General features: G+C 50.8%; 17 protein-coding genes and 1 riboswitch. Of the genes, 10 read left to right on the top strand and 7 right to left on the bottom strand.

Annotated features, from left to right (window positions below; translation table 11 throughout):
* Together KKG35_00645 and KKG35_00640 are read right to left on the bottom strand one after the other, a co-directional pair.
* Window positions 1-737 (bottom strand): LD-carboxypeptidase (locus tag KKG35_00645; GenBank protein ID MBU1736625.1); only part of this gene is annotated, 737 nt, incomplete at its 3' end.
* A gap of 2 nt (window positions 738-739) precedes the next feature.
* A complete protein-coding gene (locus tag KKG35_00640; GenBank protein MBU1736624.1) occupies window positions 740-1,513 on the bottom strand; it encodes a type III pantothenate kinase in 774 nt (257 codons plus the stop codon).
* Between the two features lie 344 nt (window positions 1,514-1,857).
* Window positions 1,858-1,936: riboswitch (cyclic di-GMP riboswitch) on the top strand.
* Window positions 1,937-2,096: 160 nt separating this feature from the next.
* On the opposite strand from KKG35_00640, the gene KKG35_00635 reads away from it, so the two are divergent.
* The gene (locus KKG35_00635) at window positions 2,097-2,510 is read left to right on the top strand and encodes a hypothetical protein (GenBank protein ID MBU1736623.1); all 414 of its coding nucleotides are present in this window, start codon (window positions 2,097-2,099) and stop codon (window positions 2,508-2,510) included.
* 406 nt (window positions 2,511-2,916) lie between these two features.
* Here KKG35_00635 and thiD read toward each other — a convergent pair whose 3' ends face one another.
* Genes thiD through KKG35_00620 form a run of 3 tightly spaced genes read right to left on the bottom strand, consistent with a single transcriptional unit; the run spans window position 2,917 to window position 4,512 of the window.
* Window positions 2,917-3,741, bottom strand: coding sequence for a bifunctional hydroxymethylpyrimidine kinase/phosphomethylpyrimidine kinase (thiD, locus tag KKG35_00630; protein MBU1736622.1), 825 nt, complete (start codon window positions 3,739-3,741; stop codon window positions 2,917-2,919).
* A gap of 11 nt (window positions 3,742-3,752) precedes the next feature.
* Complete coding sequence (locus tag KKG35_00625) at window positions 3,753-4,235, bottom strand: peptidylprolyl isomerase (GenBank protein MBU1736621.1); 483 nt, start codon at window positions 4,233-4,235, stop codon at window positions 3,753-3,755.
* Between the two features lie 43 nt (window positions 4,236-4,278).
* Window positions 4,279-4,512, bottom strand: a complete 234-nt coding sequence (locus KKG35_00620) for an RND transporter (protein ID MBU1736620.1) — start codon at window positions 4,510-4,512, stop codon at window positions 4,279-4,281.
* A gap of 567 nt (window positions 4,513-5,079) precedes the next feature.
* Here KKG35_00620 and hisI point away from each other — a divergent pair.
* From hisI to KKG35_00600, 4 genes are all read left to right on the top strand, one after another.
* Window positions 5,080-5,457, top strand: coding sequence for a phosphoribosyl-AMP cyclohydrolase (gene hisI, locus KKG35_00615; protein MBU1736619.1), 378 nt, complete (start codon window positions 5,080-5,082; stop codon window positions 5,455-5,457).
* Window positions 5,454-6,326 carry an ATP phosphoribosyltransferase gene (locus KKG35_00610; protein ID MBU1736618.1) on the top strand — a complete coding sequence of 291 codons (873 nt, stop codon included), beginning with the start codon at window positions 5,454-5,456 and terminating at the stop codon, window positions 6,324-6,326. The genes hisI and KKG35_00610 overlap by 4 nt, the downstream gene beginning before the upstream one ends.
* A 40-nt stretch (window positions 6,327-6,366) precedes the next feature.
* Entirely contained in the window at window positions 6,367-6,957 is a 591-nt protein-coding gene (gene yihA, locus KKG35_00605) for a ribosome biogenesis GTP-binding protein YihA/YsxC (GenBank protein ID MBU1736617.1), read from the top strand.
* Between the two features lie 111 nt (window positions 6,958-7,068).
* Window positions 7,069-7,338 (top strand): hypothetical protein, encoded by a 270-nt coding sequence (locus tag KKG35_00600; protein ID MBU1736616.1) that lies wholly within the window; start codon window positions 7,069-7,071, stop codon window positions 7,336-7,338.
* An 18-nt stretch (window positions 7,339-7,356) separates the two neighbouring features.
* Here KKG35_00600 and KKG35_00595 read toward each other — a convergent pair whose 3' ends face one another.
* Together KKG35_00595 and lepA are read right to left on the bottom strand one after the other, a co-directional pair.
* Window positions 7,357-7,632 (bottom strand): hypothetical protein, encoded by a 276-nt coding sequence (locus KKG35_00595; GenBank protein ID MBU1736615.1) that lies wholly within the window; start codon window positions 7,630-7,632, stop codon window positions 7,357-7,359.
* Between the two features lie 25 nt (window positions 7,633-7,657).
* The gene (gene lepA / locus KKG35_00590) at window positions 7,658-9,454 is read right to left on the bottom strand and encodes a translation elongation factor 4 (GenBank protein MBU1736614.1); all 1,797 of its coding nucleotides are present in this window, start codon (window positions 9,452-9,454) and stop codon (window positions 7,658-7,660) included.
* A gap of 504 nt (window positions 9,455-9,958) precedes the next feature.
* Between lepA and KKG35_00585 the strand changes: the two genes are divergently transcribed.
* The 5 genes from KKG35_00585 to greA all read left to right on the top strand — a co-directional run bounded on the left by KKG35_00585 (window position 9,959) and on the right by greA (window position 16,814).
* Window positions 9,959-10,612: a DUF4384 domain-containing protein gene (locus KKG35_00585; GenBank protein ID MBU1736613.1), complete on the top strand. Its 654-nt coding sequence runs from the start codon at window positions 9,959-9,961 to the stop codon at window positions 10,610-10,612.
* A gap of 118 nt (window positions 10,613-10,730) precedes the next feature.
* Entirely contained in the window at window positions 10,731-11,717 is a 987-nt protein-coding gene (locus tag KKG35_00580) for an RNA polymerase factor sigma-32 (GenBank protein MBU1736612.1), read from the top strand.
* Window positions 11,718-11,802: 85 nt separating this feature from the next.
* Window positions 11,803-12,990 carry a DegT/DnrJ/EryC1/StrS family aminotransferase gene (locus tag KKG35_00575; protein ID MBU1736611.1) on the top strand — a complete coding sequence of 396 codons (1,188 nt, stop codon included), beginning with the start codon at window positions 11,803-11,805 and terminating at the stop codon, window positions 12,988-12,990.
* Between the two features lie 73 nt (window positions 12,991-13,063).
* Window positions 13,064-15,985 carry a tetratricopeptide repeat protein gene (locus KKG35_00570; GenBank protein MBU1736610.1) on the top strand — a complete coding sequence of 974 codons (2,922 nt, stop codon included), beginning with the start codon at window positions 13,064-13,066 and terminating at the stop codon, window positions 15,983-15,985.
* A gap of 343 nt (window positions 15,986-16,328) precedes the next feature.
* Window positions 16,329-16,814 (top strand): transcription elongation factor GreA, encoded by a 486-nt coding sequence (greA, locus tag KKG35_00565; protein ID MBU1736609.1) that lies wholly within the window; start codon window positions 16,329-16,331, stop codon window positions 16,812-16,814.
* Window positions 16,815-16,896 lie beyond the last annotated feature (82 nt).

The following is a 16,896-nucleotide window of genomic DNA, read 5'->3' as shown; positions in this document are numbered from 1 at the left end:
TCAACTTCCTTGTTGTCGTTGTCAGTGAAGGTTCCCAGAATCAGGCCGGAGAGTTTTGCAAATTTTCCCGCAGCGTGCAGATGGGTCAGCATCCGGTCGATCCGGTAGAGCGGTTCACCGGTATCTTCGATGAACAGAACCGCACCTTCCCATGGAAAGTCGTAGGGCGTGCCCAGAAGATGAACCAGGCTGGCCAGATTCCCGCCGATAAGCTGTCCGGTACAATTCCCTTTTGCGAGGATTTGGACCTCGGGTACTGCGGCAGGGTAAATGCATGTTCCCTCGAGTGCCTCGAAGAAAGCACTTGCTGATTGTGCATCGGATCGGGAAAGGGTATTCAGCATCGGGCCGTGAAAGGTGACCATACCCGTTTCCCGGCTGATGACATTGAGAAGCACGGTAATATCACTGAAGCCGACCAGAGGTTTCGGGTTTTTCCTGATCATCTCCAGATCCAGGAACGGGAGAAGCCGCAAGCTGCCGTATCCGCCGCGGACCGCGAGTACTCCGGAGATTTCCGGGTCCTGCCAGACTGAGGCGAACTGCTTGGCCCGCTGTTGATCGGTACCGGCAAGATAACCGTCCCGGCAGCTTAGATCAGCGGTGATCTTGACCTGATATCCGGCCCTCTCAAGGAGAGCGATTCCTTCCTGAACGTGCAGGTGATTCATGACCGGTCCGGCCGGGGTGATGAGCCCGATGGTGTCTCCGGGCCTTATGGCTGGTGGGAGTTGCATGTTCAGCTGATGTTCCGCTCATAGAGAAGCCGCAGCCCGTCCAGAGTCAGCATCGGCAATACCGCTTCAATGGACGGGGCAAACGGGGCGATCAGACCGGCCATTCCGCCGGTGGCGATTACCTTTGGCACATCCGGCAGCATTTCCTCTCGTATCTTTTTCACAAGCTCCTCGATCATTCCCCCATAACCGAACAGGATTCCTGATTTTATGGCGTCGATTGTGTTTTTGCCGATCGCAGTAACCGGTGGGATTGAGATATCAACCCGTGGCAGTTTGGCGGTCCGCATGCCGAGGGCCTCCAGCGAGATGGAAAGCCCCGGAGTTATGGCTCCGCCGAGGTATTCACCTTTCCCCGATACGCAGTCAAAGGTGATGGCGGTGCCGAGATCAACGATGATCAGTGATGTTTTGTAGCGATCATATCCGGCAAGGGAATTGACGATACGGTCAGCGCCGACCTCGGAAGGGTTGTCCATCAGGATCTTTAACCCGGTATCGGGTAACTGGGACACCCGCATCGGTTTGATGGAGAAATGCTTCACCGACATCTCCTGCCAGGCCGACTGGCTTTGCGGTACGACGCTGGCAATGATCACTCCGGTGATCTCACTGAAGCTTAAGCCATCGATGCTGAAAAGCCCTTTCAGTGAAGCGGCAAGCTCATCGGCCATCTGGGCAGGATTGGTCTGGATCCGCCAGTGGGCGACAATTTCCCGGTCCTTGAAAAGTCCGAGGACGGTATTGGTGTTTCCTACATCAATAGCAAGAAGCATTGAATGAATATCCTTGATGAATTTTGAACATGCAAAGCGACAAGTTTGTGCTCCCTTGCGGGATGAATTCCCATCGCTCGAAGTCTCATCCTGTTCACTATCTGGCGCGGGGGCAATGGCTTGACTTTACTTAAAGGATTTGCAGAAGTCCAATATTTTGCGGGCGCTACTCCTTAAGCCGTTGTAATTCCTGCCAGGAGGGTTTTTGCGGTTGGGATTTGCCGGGAGAATCCATCTCAATGCCTATTGGTCGTGGTCATTTTTGAATTTTTTTTGGGGGGCAAAAAAAAAATTTGACTTTGGGATTCTGATCTGCGCATAATAACAATTAAGAGAGATTCATTCTCCGATAACGGCAAACTTGGAGCAATCCAGGGACGCAAAGCCACGGATCCTTTTAAGAAGGATAGCCGGGTTACCGAAGAGAGCCATGAAATCACTTAACAACAACCTGAAAGCAAATCTTACCCCGACACCTGGAAACAGGGTGCCGGGGTTTTTTATGCTTTGCAGGCTGGTGAAACAGGCGGATCTTTTGTAAAAGCGTTTCTGGATTGTCTCCCAATTTTCAGGAGACAAGACCATGAAAACCATCGCAACCTTAGTCCTTTTCATTATCTGTTTTGCTACTCCCGCTGCGGCCCTTGATTTCAATTTCTCCAAAGCCAACGATGAAAAGCTGTTGACTTTAGCCACTTTGGCCATGATCGATTATCAGCAGAGTGTTAAAATGTTTTATAAATCGAATGGATATAAAGAACTTAATCCTCTTCTCGGAGCTCACCCGGAGCGGAATGATCTTTTGATTTCCGGATTCACCAGTTTAACACTTGCCTATGCTGTCAATGAGCTCATGCCCGAGGGAAAATTCAAGAATTTTCTTTTTGATTCCATAATTGCAACCGAAAGATTGAATATCGAAGAAAACAGGCAGGCCATAGAAACCGGCAAAAGAAATTTTGAAGGTATCATGATGGTAATGTCTTTTGAATTTTGAGTTTTATGTTGGACAAGCAATGGGGGATGGGTCCCTTCAAAGGGGGGGGGAGGGACCGTTTGGGAAGGCGCGATTATTGAGCAGGGAATAAAATCAATTCAGTATGCTTTGTATCCCAAATGATGAATTGAAATAGACATCGAAAGCAGTATCTCTTATTTTACACCGGATGACTCAACCCGAGAAAAAATCATATTCGCGCAGGCGCAGGGGAGGCAAGGATTACCAATGCCATTGCTGCAGGAAAACCTTGCCGTACTGCATCAACTGTGTCTGCGGCTTCCAGATCTGTGAAGAATGCTTTCGGGAAAATCTCTGGGGAATCAGCAACGGCCCTACCTGGATCTGCCCGGATTGTGGCCGCATCAGAATGACCTGATACCCAGAATTCCGATGGAGGGGAGGGTCATCTACTGAACAGATGATGCTGCAGGGGGCCTGTGCCTTTGCCGAGTTGAATTCCGGCACTTGCGATGAGAATCTCCTGTACATATTCCCCCGCCAGTTCAAATGATCTGGTCCAGTCGCCTGTCTGCATATGGTAAGCGGTCAGTGCTGTAGCAAAAGTGCAACCGGTGCCGTGGGTGTTTGAGGTGGTCACCCTTCTTCTGGCAGACCTGCTTTCGAGAATTTCTCCCTCCGTTCTCCGGAACAAGAAGTCGCTAACCTCTGCCGAACTCATATCGCGGTGGCCTCCTTTAACGACAACCACTTTCAGTGCAGGGTGCTTGGTGAACAGACGTTCCACCGCATAGCGCATATCATCGTCGTTGGCTAATTCGTGGCCGGAAAGAGCTTTCAGTTCGGGAAAATTCGGGGTGATGGCAGTGGCGCGAGAGATGATGTGTTTTCTCAGATCGTGAACGGAAGCGCCCTCAAGCAATGATTTTCCGGAGGAGGAATGCAGAATAGGATCACAAACCACAACCCCCTCAAACCGGGCCAGAATTTCACCCACTGTTCCGGTGATCCCGGAGTTTCCGAGCATGCCGGTTTTGATATGACTGACCGGCAGATCGGCGAGGACCTTTTCCACCTGCTCCTTTACCAGGGATGGCTCCACAGGATTTGCCGAGAACACCCCTTCCGTGTTCTGGACGGTGAGGCTGGTGATTGCTGCAGCGCCATATACGCCGATGGTGGCTGCCGTCTTCAGGTCGGCCTGGATGCCGGCGCCGCCGGAAGGGTCGGAACCGGCTATGATCAAAAGGGCGGCGGGAGCTTGGGTCATATTATGTCCAATCAGTTGCAGCCGCACGCCTGGTCCGCAGAAACTATACCCGGCGCCTTGATATCCTTAACGGTAATTCTGTAGGTCAGTTCCCTGCCGGCCAGCGGGTGATTGTAGTCAACAATCACCTGATCGCCTGAGATATCAACAACCATGGCCGGAACCTGGTGGGTCTGGCCATCTTTTTCAAGGGTCATTCCCAGAACCATTCCGATTTTTGGCTCTATGTTTGTCCCTAGGGAATCCCGGTCAATGGTCTGGGTCAGTTCAGGGTTGTGCGGGCCGAAGCCTTCCTCCGGAGAGACCTTTATCTCTCTGGTTTCACCTTTGCACATGCCGAGCACGCCGTTCTCGAAGGCGGCCATTACATTGCCGAGACCGACGGTAAACTCCAGGGGGCCTGTATCGCTTGAAGTTTCGAAAATTTCGCCGTTATCGAGGATCCCATCATAAACAACGGTGATGAAATCGCCTTCCTGTACATGTTGCTGCATCTGTTTCTCCTGCGGTAAAAAGAGTCTGGTAGAATGATTTAACTTATTGGATGTCCTTTGTTGTTTCAGCCGGCATCACGAGTTTTAACAAGAGAAGCAGGGCCGGTGTGAGATGAAAGAACAGGTCAAATATATCAATGGGTTTTGAAAGTTGCCCGTTAAAAAGTAGCGAGATTTTCTCAAAGGCATGGGGCATGGGGGAAAAGGGGGCGAGAAGCATGAAGAGCGCTGCAACACCGAGTGGGATGGCGGGAATTTTAGATAAAAAGCTTTTCATGTGATTATTCTGCTGTTCCTGTGGAATGGAAGAGGATCGATGTCTGAAAAAAGATCAGCCTGTCGTTTTATTAGCAATTAATTGTTTAATTGTCAAAATTGCATGATCGCTTCACGCTAAATTACTTGACAACTCCTGCCGATGTTCATAATTTCATCACTCCCGAAACCAGGGGTGTTATGCAGTGGTATGATCATTCTTGGTAATTATGGCATTTCAGATGTCTGGAGAGGTCGCCTCCATCTGATTATGGGCAGGCGGAATTACCCTGCGGCTTTTTAAGCCGGAATCTTCAGGGGCGTTAACTTTCTGCAGCAATTTCAGAATATATTAAGATTACCGATGGCTGTGCCCGGGATGATTTGTTTCAATGATACTTGTTTGTGAGAAGCATAAAAAAGAATATGAGTCTGAAGAAGCGCTCTGTGAACACAGGGAAGAGTATTGTAAATTCAGAAAGTCTTGTATAATCAACTTCCTTGCCGAAGAACGGAGGCGGGAGCAGAAAAAGAAGGAAAATGACGAGGGATGATCCCCTCGTTTTCTCAATTGACTGAATAACAGCTTATGGATGCATTGAATTTTTCAAAAGGAAACGGGCTCATTCCCGCCATCGCCCAGGATCATGCCACCGGCGAAATATTGATGATGGCCTATATCAATGAAGAGTCGTGGCGAAAAACCATTGAAACCGGCAAGGCTCATTACTGGAGTCGGTCTCGCGGGCAGCTCTGGCTGAAAGGTGAAAGTTCCGGCCACGTCCAGCTGATCAGGGAAATCCTTGTCGACTGTGATGAGGATACGGTTGTTTTCAAAGTTGAACAGCTTGGCGGCGCGGCGTGTCATAAAGGCTATCACAGTTGTTTCTTCAGGAGAGTCGCCGGTGATGCATTCGCTGTAAAAGATGAAAGGGTTTTTGATCCGCAGGAGGTTTACAAAAAATGAAGATATTGAAACTCGGGATACCCAAAGGGAGTCTGGAAAAGGCAACGATTGAGCTTTTCGAGAAGTCCGGCTGGCGGATCAAGCTTTCCTCGCGTAATTATTTTCCGGAGGTTGATGATGACGAGTTGAGCTGTTCCATCTGCCGCCCCCAGGAGATGTCGAGATATGTCGAGCAGGGGATTCTCGATGCAGGAATTACCGGGAAGGACTGGATTCTTGAAAATGATTCCGATGTGGTTGTGGTCGATGATCTCGTATATTCAAAGGTGAGCAGAAAACCTACCCGATGGGTTATTGCCGTGCCGGGGGATTCCGAAATCAAGACTATTCAGGATTTGGAAGGAAAGAAGATCTCCACGGAACTTGTCAACTATACCAAAAAGTTTTTTGCGCAGAACAACATCAATGTTGAGATTGAATTCTCTTGGGGGGCCACGGAAGCCAAGGTGGTTTCGAAACTGGCGGATGCCATTGTTGAAGTGACTGAAACGGAAAGCACGATCCGGGCTCATGGTCTGAAGGTTATCCATGAAATGATGACTTCGAATACCCAGTTCATCGCCAACCGGGAGGCCTGGGAAGATCCATGGAAACAGCAGAAGATCAGGAATATCGCGATGCTGCTGCAGGGGGCTTTAAGGGCGGACAAGATTGTGGGGCTTAAAATGAATGTCCCCGATGAAAAGCTCGACACCGTCATCAAGATTCTGCCCAGCATGAATGCACCTACCATTGCCCGTCTTTACCAGAAGGAATGGTATTCGGTCGAGACCGTGATTTCCGAGCATCAGGTGAGAGACCTGATCCCTGCCTTGCTTCAGGCCGGGGCTGAGGGAATTATTGAGTATTCCCTCAATAAAGTGATCTGACGGATCGCCTGTGGAGATCAATCGACCACTCAGTGAAATTCTGGGAGAGACCTGTCAGGTCAGTTTTGTCACGAGCGCTTTCAATAATTCCCAGCTTCCTGATGCTGAATTGCCGGAAATCGCCTTTGCCGGCAGATCCAATGTGGGGAAGTCGAGTCTGATCAATAAGCTGATCAACCGGCGCAGTCTGGTCAAGGTGAGTTCCAGGCCCGGCAAGACCCAGAGTCTTAATTATTTCAGGGTCGGCGATGATCTGTATCTCGTCGACCTGCCGGGGTATGGATTTGCCAAGGTTCCGAGGAAGATCAAAAATGACTGGCAGGGATTGATCACCAGCTACCTTGAGAAACGTGAAACGCTCTGTTGTGTGGTGGTGATTATCGATGTGCGTCATCCCCCAAAGCCCCAGGACCGTGAATTGGTGGGCTGGCTCCAGAGTATTCCCCTTCCTTTCCTTCTGGTCTACACAAAGTCCGACAAGTTGTCGCGGAACCAGGCGAACCGCCAGGCGAGAATCCTTGACGCAGGGTTCAATGTGGGTCCCGCCGAGCGGGTTGTTTTTTCCGCAAAGACCGGAGATGGGCTTGGCGAACTTATCTCTTCTCTTGAACGATATTTTGATATTTCTTGACCGGAATTATTTTGCCAGTATATTTGATTGCTTGAGCCGGCATCGGGGGATGCGCCTGGCAGGATGGACCTGTCCGGCAATATTATCTTTATTTAGATAAGGTGAAATGAGATGAGTGTCGAAACATCCTGCTGGGAAATCACCGGTTGCAACAAGCACGAGGATTGTGCGGTGTTCAGACAATCGGAATTGACCGGCCTCCCCTGCTGGGAAGTGGTAAGTTCTCTGGATGATTATCGGAACGTGCTGAATGTCTGCGGTGACTGCGTAGTGTATGTGATGAAGCAGACCAGCGATATTCTCAGTGCGGCGCAGATCGATGAGATTATGGCCAGGAAAGGTGCCGTCAACTGTTGCGCCAAGCTAGTGGCTGTCCAGTAGATCTCCGGGAGAACACGGTTACTCGCAAACCAGTTTGGATCCTTCTTTGAGTTCGTTCAGACATTCAATGATCTGTTCCTGCTGCCTGGCGTCCAGCTGCAGGCCGTAACGAAGCATTCTTTTTACGGTGATCTTCCAGCCTCGTTTACTCTTCTGGCCGATCTTCTGGCAGATTCTTGTTTTGTAGTGGCAGCTGGTGCAGTTCTTGTCAAGAAGTTCACCGCACCCCTGTTCTGCCTTTACCGGCATAGCCGAATGCAAAATCAGAAATGCAGCCATCAGGAGGATTTTCACAACAGTTCCTTTATATGCGGCAGTCTCAAGACTGGTCTGATTTCAGGACCGCCAGGAATGCCTTCTGGGGAATTTCCACATTGCCGACAGTCTTCATTCTTTTCTTGCCGGCCTTCTGTTTTTCAAGCAACTTCCTTTTTCGGGTGATATCCCCGCCATAACATTTTGCGGTGACATCCTTCCGGAGTGCAGAGACGTTGGTTCTGGCTACCACGGAGCCGCCGATGGCGGCCTGGATGGCAATTTTGAACATCTGGCGCGGGATTTCTTCTTTCAGCATTTCGCAGGCATGGAGCCCTCTTTCCCTTGCTTTGGCCCGGTGAGTGAGCTGGGACAGGGCATCGACCTTCTCACTGTTTACCAGGATGTCCAATTTTACCAGATCGCTGGGACGGTAGTCAAAAAGTTCGTAGTCGAATGATCCGTAACCCTGAGTAATGGATTTGAGCTTGTCGTAGAAGTCGTAGATAACCTCGGCAAGGGGAAGTTCACAGGAAAGTTCTATCCTTCCCGGAGTAGGATAATGATGGGTGGTGTTTTCTCCCCGTCTCTCCATGCACAGGTTCATGACTGGCCCCATGTAGCGTTCCGGCATCAGGATGGTCGCCTTGATATAGGGCTCTTCGGTCCGGTCGATCACCGTAGGGTCGGGGAAATGGGCCGGGTTGTCAATTTCAAGGGATGAGCCGTCCTGCAGGAAAAAATGATAGACGACAGTGGGCACGGTAAGAATCAGCGGAATGTCAAATTCTCTTTCCAGCCGTTCCTGGACGACTTCAAGATGAAGCAGTCCCAGGAATCCACAGCGAAAACCGAAGCCGAGAGCTGTTGAGCTGTCTTTCTGGAAGGTTAAAGCGGCGTCATTGAGTTTCAGTTTTTCGAGGGCGGTCGCCAGATCTTCGTAGTCATCTGTGGAGATCGGATAGATTGAAGAGAAAACCACCGGCTGGACTTCCTTGAAACCAGGTAAAGGTTTCTTGCAAGGGTTCGATTTGATGGTAATGGTGTCGCCGGGTTTGGTGTCGTTGACGGTTTTAACCCCGGCCAGGATATAGCCGATCTGTCCGGCGAGCAATTCCTTTTGAGGAAATCTGGTCAGGTGAAAAAGACCGACCTCCTCAACCCGGTATGTTGCACCGTTTGACATGAACATGATGGTGTCGCCGGCTTTTACCCTGCCCTCGAAGATTCGACAGGAGATGATTGTCCCCCGGTAGGGGTCATAGTTGGCATCGAAGATGAGCGCCTCAAGAGGTTTGTCCGGGTCTCCGGTGGGCGGGGGGAGAAGATTGACAACAGCCTCAAGAACTTCAGCGACCCCCTGGCCGGTTTTTGCCGAGCATCTCTGAATAAGGTCGATATCAAGGCCAAGGTCGTCGGCGATCTGGATTGTCACTTCGTCGGGATCGGCTGAGGGCAGATCTATCTTGTTCATGACCGGGATAACTTCCAGGTTATTCTCAAGGGCAAGGTACAGGTTGGCAAGGGTCTGGGCTTCGACGCCCTGGGCGGCATCGATCAAGAGCAGGGCGCCTTCGCAGGAGGCGAGAGCCCTGGAAACCTCGTAGCTGAAATCAACATGCCCGGGGGTATCCACCAGGTTGAGAATGTATTTTTTGCCGTTTCTGGCCTTGTAGGGCAGGCAGATGGTCTGGCTCTTGATGGTTATTCCCCGTTCCCGTTCAATATCCATGCTGTCGAGCAGCTGGTCTTTGAATTCACGGGCGGTGACCATGTTGCACATCTGGATAAAGCGGTCGGCAAGGGTTGATTTGCCATGATCGATGTGGGCGATGATGCTGAAATTTCTGATGTTTTCCATTGAGGTCAAGGGCCGGCTGGTTGATGATCGTTTTTTTTTTCGCCCTCCGGTCCCATCTCATAAGATGTCATTATAAACCGGTGCACGCTAGTATTCAGGGCACCTTTTTATCATAATTACAGTGGGATTGAAACAGATATTGTCTGGGATACACAGGAGAATTTGCGGAGGCTCAATGGTGTTTTCTGAAATATTCTCCTGCTTGTTTCCGGGCCGGGGAAAATGATTTCACACGTCCTGGATCCGCTAATTGCCCCATTTGTTTTTCGGATAACTTTTTTGCCGCCATTGGCACAAAGCTGAGTTGAGCAGCTCGTCTGCTCGTGCCGATTAGTTAAGTTAAGCAGCGTGCCTGCTTATACGAAACTTATGCCCCTGGGCGAAAGCGAGTTTGCGAGGCATCGAGACTTATGCCCGCATGGGTGAAATTATGAATTTGTGTGACCTGACAAATCTGTTAGAATGTTCGTGGCATGATAATGAAACTGTTGATCCGAGGAGTCTATGGTGGTGCGATATCCTGGTAAAACAATACTTCTGGTTATTACGGCGCTGCTGTTTCTGGTGCCTTGCGCGGGAGCAGACGAAAAGGTCGTTTTCAGCTGGGGATTCTTTCTTAAATCCGCTGACGGTCTGGTGAAATCGCTTGATTTTGACGGCCCGGAATCGGTCGGTAAAGGTGATTTGCTGAGAGTTTACCTGCAACTCCATGAGAAGTCATATGTTTATGTTTTTCTGTATGATTCACGGAAAGATCTGTATCAGGTATTCCCACCTTCACCGGACTTCTACGGGCATGCTTTTCCTGCCTGGCAGAAGTACTATATTCCTTCCGCGCGCGAGTGGTTCACGCTTGACGGAAGCCCCGGGGTGGAAAAATTTTTCATTCTCGCGGCCAATAATCGTCTGATGGATATTGAGGAGTTGGCCGGAAAGGTGATTTTTGAGCGGAAAGAGGGTGCTGTTGATGAGAAAGCTGTTGAAATTATTGAAAAAAAAGCGGCCGCGATTTCAGATCCACAGTCGGTATCCATTGATCCCGTCCATGTTGCCCATACCGCGAAGCTTGGGCCATTGAATCCCGGGGAGGGTGTCACTGCCAATCGCGTCGTGGCTAACGGTTCTTACGGCCTGGTTCTTGAGCTTGTCAACCGGTAGACGCTTTCTGCCGACGGCCCTGTTTTTATAAATGGCTGGCTAAAATCAAAGAGATTATATATATAGGTTTTTTTTGCCTGAAAGCCAGGGCGAGATAACTGTGGAGCTGGCAGCTGTTATGACGAAAAGAATGACCGACTCTGATTATGAGGAAGGTCAACCCATAGATTCCGATGTGATGCAACATCCGCTGGTGGCTCTTGCCGACGACGAGCATCTTCCGGCGCTCGGTCAGGCCGGGTTGCACCGTTATCTGCAGGAGATCAGCCAGCACGAACTTTTATCACGTGAGGAGACTGAGGAACTGGCAATTCGTTATCAGGAAACGAAAGATCCCGATGCCGCATACCGCCTGGTGACCTCCAATCTCCGCCTCGTGGTTAAAGTTGCCATGGATTTTCAGAAGTACTGGATGCAGAACTTTCTGGATCTCATTCAGGAAGGAAATGTCGGTCTGGTCCAGGCGGTAAAGAAATTCGACCCTTACCGGGGCGTTAAATTCTCTTACTATGCCGCCTACTGGATACGGGCCTATATCCTCAAATCGATCATGGACAACTGGCGGCTGGTGAAAATCGGCACCACCCAGGCCCAGCGCAAGCTGTTTTTCAGTCTGAACAAGGAACGTAAACTTCTGGAGGCCCAGGGGTTCAAGGCAGAACCCAAACTCCTTGCCGAAAGGCTGAATGTGAAGGAGAGCGAAGTTATTGAGATGACCCAGCGGATGGGCGGCAATGATCTATCCCTTGAAAGCCCGATCCGGGATGATTCCAGTGACGAACAGAAGGACTTTATCGAGAGTTACGGACCGACCGTTGAAGAGATGGTGGCTGAGAATGAGATGAAAGCCAAGATCTCAGCGGTGATCGAAAAACTGAAAGGCAGCCTGAATGACAAGGAGCATGCAATTCTGGTTGACAGGCTCCTGAGTGATGAGCCGCTCACCCTCCAGACCATCGCCGACGAGTATTCCATATCCCGGGAGAGGGTCAGGCAGATTGAGGCGAATCTGCTCGGCAAGATGAAAACTTTTTTCGAGCAGGAACTTCCCGACATTAAAAACTACCTCGACGAGATACTCACCAGCTGGCGTCGCGGCGGGTGAGCAATCGAACCGGGACCCGGTTGTCCATGAGGAACATTCCTGTTCCCGGAAAAAATCCAAACCCATACACGATCAGAGAGAAGAGATGAACGTACCCCTTTTGGACCTGAAAAAGCAGCTGCAGCCTTTGCGGAAACAGATACTTGAAGCAGTCACCGAAGTTGTGGACTCGACCGGTTATATCCTCGGGCCCAAGGTTGAGGAGTTTGAAAAAAATGTGGCAGAGTATTGCGGGACTTCGTATGCCATCGGGGTTGCCAGCGGCACCGATGCCTTGCTCGCCGCACTGATGGCGATGGGTGTCGGGCCGGGGGACCTGGTTCTGACCACTCCATATACCTTCTTCGCAACCATGGGCTGTGTTTTAAGGCTCGGGGCCCGGCCACTCTTTGTCGATATTGATCCGGTGAGCTATAATGTTGATCCGGACGAAATCGAAAGGATCCTTGTGGAAGAGCCGGAAACCGCGAAAAAAGTGAAAGTTATTCTGCCGGTGCATCTGTACGGGCAGTGTGCCGATATGGCGAGAATTCTGGATATTTCGGCGCGATATGGAATCCCTGTGCTCGAGGATGCGGCCCAGGCGATCGGAGCTTCCTGTCCAATTCCCGGAAAGGGTGGAATGGCATGGCATAGAGCCGGTGCCATGGGCACGGCCGGCTGTTTTTCCTTTTTCCCCAGCAAAAATCTTGGCGGGATCGGTGACGGGGGCATGATCGTCTTGAGCGACCCTGAACTTGCTCACCTCATCCGGGTGATCAGGGTCCATGGTGGGGAGCCGAAATATCATCATGCCATAGTCGGCGGCAATTTTCGGCTCGATCCCGTTCAGGCGGTTGTGCTGAATGTGAAATTGCCGCACCTTCCGGATTGGCATCGCGCCCGCCGGGAAAATGGTGAACTCTACAACCGGCTGTTCCGCGATAAGGGGCTGGCAGGTGAGCAGGTTGGGCTTCCCGTTGCCGTGTATCGCGAAGCGGCTGAAAAGAGTGGGGTTTCCCCGGATTATCATATCTACAATCAGTATGTGATCCGGGTCGAAAAACGGGATCAATTGCTGGAGTATCTGAAGTCTGAAAACATCGGCGCTGAGATCTATTACCCGATTCCTCTGCATCAGCAGAAATGTCTGGTCGGGATGGGGTATGACACGCTTTCTTATCCTGAGTCGGAAAAGGCGGCACGAGAAACTCTTGCCTTACCGATTTATCCGGAACTGACCGATCAAATGCAGGAATATGTAGTTGAACGGATATCCGCATTCTATGACTGAAAACGACATTCGCAGAACAGAATTGCGACCAGGAAGGTGTTTTCCGGGGAAAATCTTCCGTTCAGGACCGGTAATGGCTCTTTTCTTGTCACTTATGTTCACTTTTCTGCTGTGGTGTCTTAACCCGGTCAAAGCTCAGGCCGCTCTGGGGGATCTTCTGGTCATCCCGTCTCCGATCCCGGAGGTGGAACTCTCGATGCAGGGAGTTACTCTCCCGCCATGGAAAAAATTATGGGACGAAGGGCGAGGGCTGGTCAGGGCTGGTGATTTTAAAGGTGGTGCGGCCAGATACGATGAGCTTCTTGCGGTAAAGCCGAAGCTTGAGGAAGCACGCTGGGAGTTCTGCTGGCTTCTCATCAGGATCGGTGACTGGGAGCAGGCCGTAAAAAATCTGGAACTGCTGTGTGAATCGTATCCCGAAAAAAGTATCTACCTGAATGCCCTTGCCATCGCATTGCGCGGCCAGGGCCATTTCAGCAGGGCGCTTGATCTGTTTACCAGGAATTATTCCCGGAATTCCGGAGATCTGGTGGCATTGTCGGGAATGGCCCAGAGCCTGGTCGAAGGGGGGCGTAAAAAAGAAGCATATCCTCTGATAAAAAAAATTTTCGACCTGAAACCGAATGATCGGGGAGTCAAAATCGCCCTTGCCAGTCTCGCTTTTGAAATCGGGAAACTGGAAACAGCCAGAAAGCTTCTGGTCGAGCTTGCCGCTGACCGAACATCCGGGCTTGATATCCTGCTGATGACCGCCAGGATCCATGAACGTCTCGAGCGTTACAAGACGGCGGTCCAGTACTGGCAGAAAATACTTAACATTGATCCGGACCATCGTGAGGCCAGGGGACGACTGGCCATTTATTACGAGAACCGGGGGCAGTATGACAAGGCTCTGGAACATCTCCTGTCTCTGCTTGAAAATGATGAACACAACCATTCACTCCTGGCCAAAATCTGCAGAATATACGTGCAAACCGACCGTTTTGCCGAGGCCCTGCCGTATTTTGAAAGATATGTCCAGTTGCGTCCGGATGATCTGGATGCACTCCGGTCGATTATCAATATTAATATCGCGCTGGGGACCGATACGGTTGCACTGTATCGCCGGATTCTGGCCATAACTCCTGACGATCCTGCGATTCTTAACCAGTTGGCATCAGATCTTCTTGCTGCCGGACAACTGGAGGGGGCCCTGTTCATGTGGGGGCACATCTCCAGACTTGCTCCGAACCGCCCTGAAGTTTTCAGGGCCATTGCCGACCTTCTCGGCCGTCTTGGCAGAATAAAAGAACAGGTCGAGGCCCTGCAGCTATTGCATGAGCTTGTTCCGGAAGATATGCAGGTTATTTTGAAACTGGCACAGATGAAGAGAGATTCTGGCGAGCTGCAGGAGAGTCTCGAATATTACGGGAAGTTGCAGCGGGCCGGCTACATAGGCTGGGCGCTTTTTGAAGGCCGGGGTCAGTTGCATGAGGAGCTGCAGCAACCTGCAGAGGCGCTTGCTGATTATGAAAAACTGCTCGCATTATCACCGAACCGGAATGACATCAGGAGGCGATGTATTGTTCTGGCCGGTGAACTTGGCGATCTTGTCGCATTGGCGGGGTTGATTGAGCAACTTGAGAGCTCCAATTTTGTGGTCAGTCCCGCCGATCTTCTGCTGGCCGCCGAGTCCTACAGAAAGGCCTGTGACTTCGGCAAAGCGTTCAGCCTCTATAAAGAGATTCTCGGCAACTTCCGGGACACTGAAAGGGGCGACCGCCCACCATTTCAGAGATCTCGGGAATATGGGCAGGCAGTCCTCGGACTCAGCAATCTTCTTGAAGAGGAAGGGCTTTTGTATGAAGCCGAGGAACTCCTCAGGGAGTATTATTTAGATTCCGGGCAACAGTTGCCGGTTCTGCAGAGACTCTTCGACCTTTCTCTTTCCAGGAGGAATGTCGCCACGGTAAAGGCCCGAGTGTGGTTTGACCGATATTCCTCACTGGCGGGGGAAAATTCGGCCCGTGTCAAACTGATGAAGGCCAGACTGCTTGCTTCCGTGGATGAGCTTGCCAGCGCGGGAGTCTTGACCCGGCAGATTCTGCAGGAGTCGGTGAGGGGCAGGGTGAGGTCTGACCCGGAAGGACGTGAAGTCGTGCGCCGGGCAGGTCTTCTGCTCGCCGAGATCTATACTGAAGATGGAGAACTGGCCGACGCAGAACGGCAATGTCTCGCGCTGCTTGGTAACGATGAGGTTGATAAAGAAGTCCTGGTCCTGCTGCTCCGGATCTATCATATAGCTGAAGAACGGGAAGCCGCCGGGAGTATTTTTGACCTGCTGATCAGTTCTTCAGGAGGGGTGTTGGAACTTCTGGAACTTGCTCAGCTCTTGAAAAAGTACGATCTTCCCGGATACCAGGCCATTGCCGCTGAAAAGGCCATGCTTGAGGCCCCGCAGTCTTCCCGGGCAGGATATCTCATGGCTTTGGCCATGCAGGCGTCCGGGCGCGCGGACAAGACGATAGACCTGTTGCGGAAACTTATGGAAAAATACCCGGAAAACGTTTCTCTTTCCGTGCTCGTTGCAAAAGGCTATTTCCTTACCCGGGAAAACGCTCTTTCGATCGAAAAATGTGATGAGATTCTGGAGCGCTATCCCGGGCGGATGGATATGGAATTCCTCAAAGCGCGCGCGGTTCTTGCAACAGGGAACAGGGCTGGCGTCGAGCAAAGCAGGGCCAGGCTGTTTCCCGAAAGAACTGACGATATTCTCGCCAGGGAGCTCGCCCAGGCCGGACTTGAAATGACCGTTACGAAAAAGAAGAGGTCTTTGTGGCAGGTCGTAACCTTCTCTTCAACCGAGCAACCGGGGCTTGCTGAGCAATTGATGTCTGCCGCCTCCCTGATAGACAATGCCACGGAAAAAAGCAGAAAAACAAATTCGATTGCGGTAAGATACTTCGCCCAATGGAACTGGGAAAAAGCCTTTGGCACGCTGGTCTCGGGGAGTTGAGTTCTTGCATAATGGCAAGGAAATAGGTATTGTTGCAGTTGAATCTGATCTTTCCGGGAGAGGGTGGGCATGACGGGTTGGGTGGAAGTGGTTGAGATTATCTGTTTTATTCTGTTCTGGTTTTTTCTGATCGGTTATATCCTTCCCAGGATGAAAGGTGGTTTTTCCTGAAAGGGAAGTGAGTGCGGGCCCGTGCAGCCTGTTGTCAAAGATCAAACCCCAAAGATCGGTCTTGATCCGTAATATCAACCTATAGATTCGGTTGTCATACTAATCAGCAAGTGATAGTTAACTTTGAGCGGTGGGAATTTCCCGCCGTAGTTTTTTTTGGGAGGTTTACAAAATGGTAATACGTTTGCCCATGTCAAAAAGCGGGTATGAAACCCTGAAGATAGAACTTGAGAAACTCCTGAAAACAGATCGTATGGAAAACATCAAGGATATTGAGCGGGCCAGAGAACATGGCGACCTGAAGGAAAATGCCGAATATCATGCGGCTAAAGAGCGGCAGAGCTTCATTGAGGGACGAATCATGGAGCTGAAAGATAAGTTGAGCCGGGCCGAAGTGATTGACTGTACCAAGGTGAATTGCGAAAAAGTTGTGTTCGGTACAGTGGTGACTGTTAACGATCTTGATACCGATGAAGAATTGGTCTACAGGATTTTAGGGCCTGAAGAATCGGATCTTAGAAAAGGCCGCATTTCAGTCCAGTCGCCTCTCGGTAGCTCCATGCTTGGTAAAAGTGTCGGTGATGATGTGCAGGTCCGCACACCGGGGGGAATCAGGCAATTTGAAATTATCGAAATAACCCCGTCCCAGGAGTCCTGATTCCGCCTGGGAAAAGAGATTGCGGATTCCCGGCGGTTTTCCGGTAAAAATGGTGGATGAATTCAGGCAGAACGGTTCGTTC

The organism is Pseudomonadota bacterium, assembly GCA_018823285.1.
GTDB lineage: Bacteria > Desulfobacterota > Desulfobulbia > Desulfobulbales > JAGXFP01 > JAHJIQ01.
The sequence above is the reverse complement of the archived record's forward strand: the minus strand, read 5'-3'. Positions and strand labels throughout refer to the sequence as shown.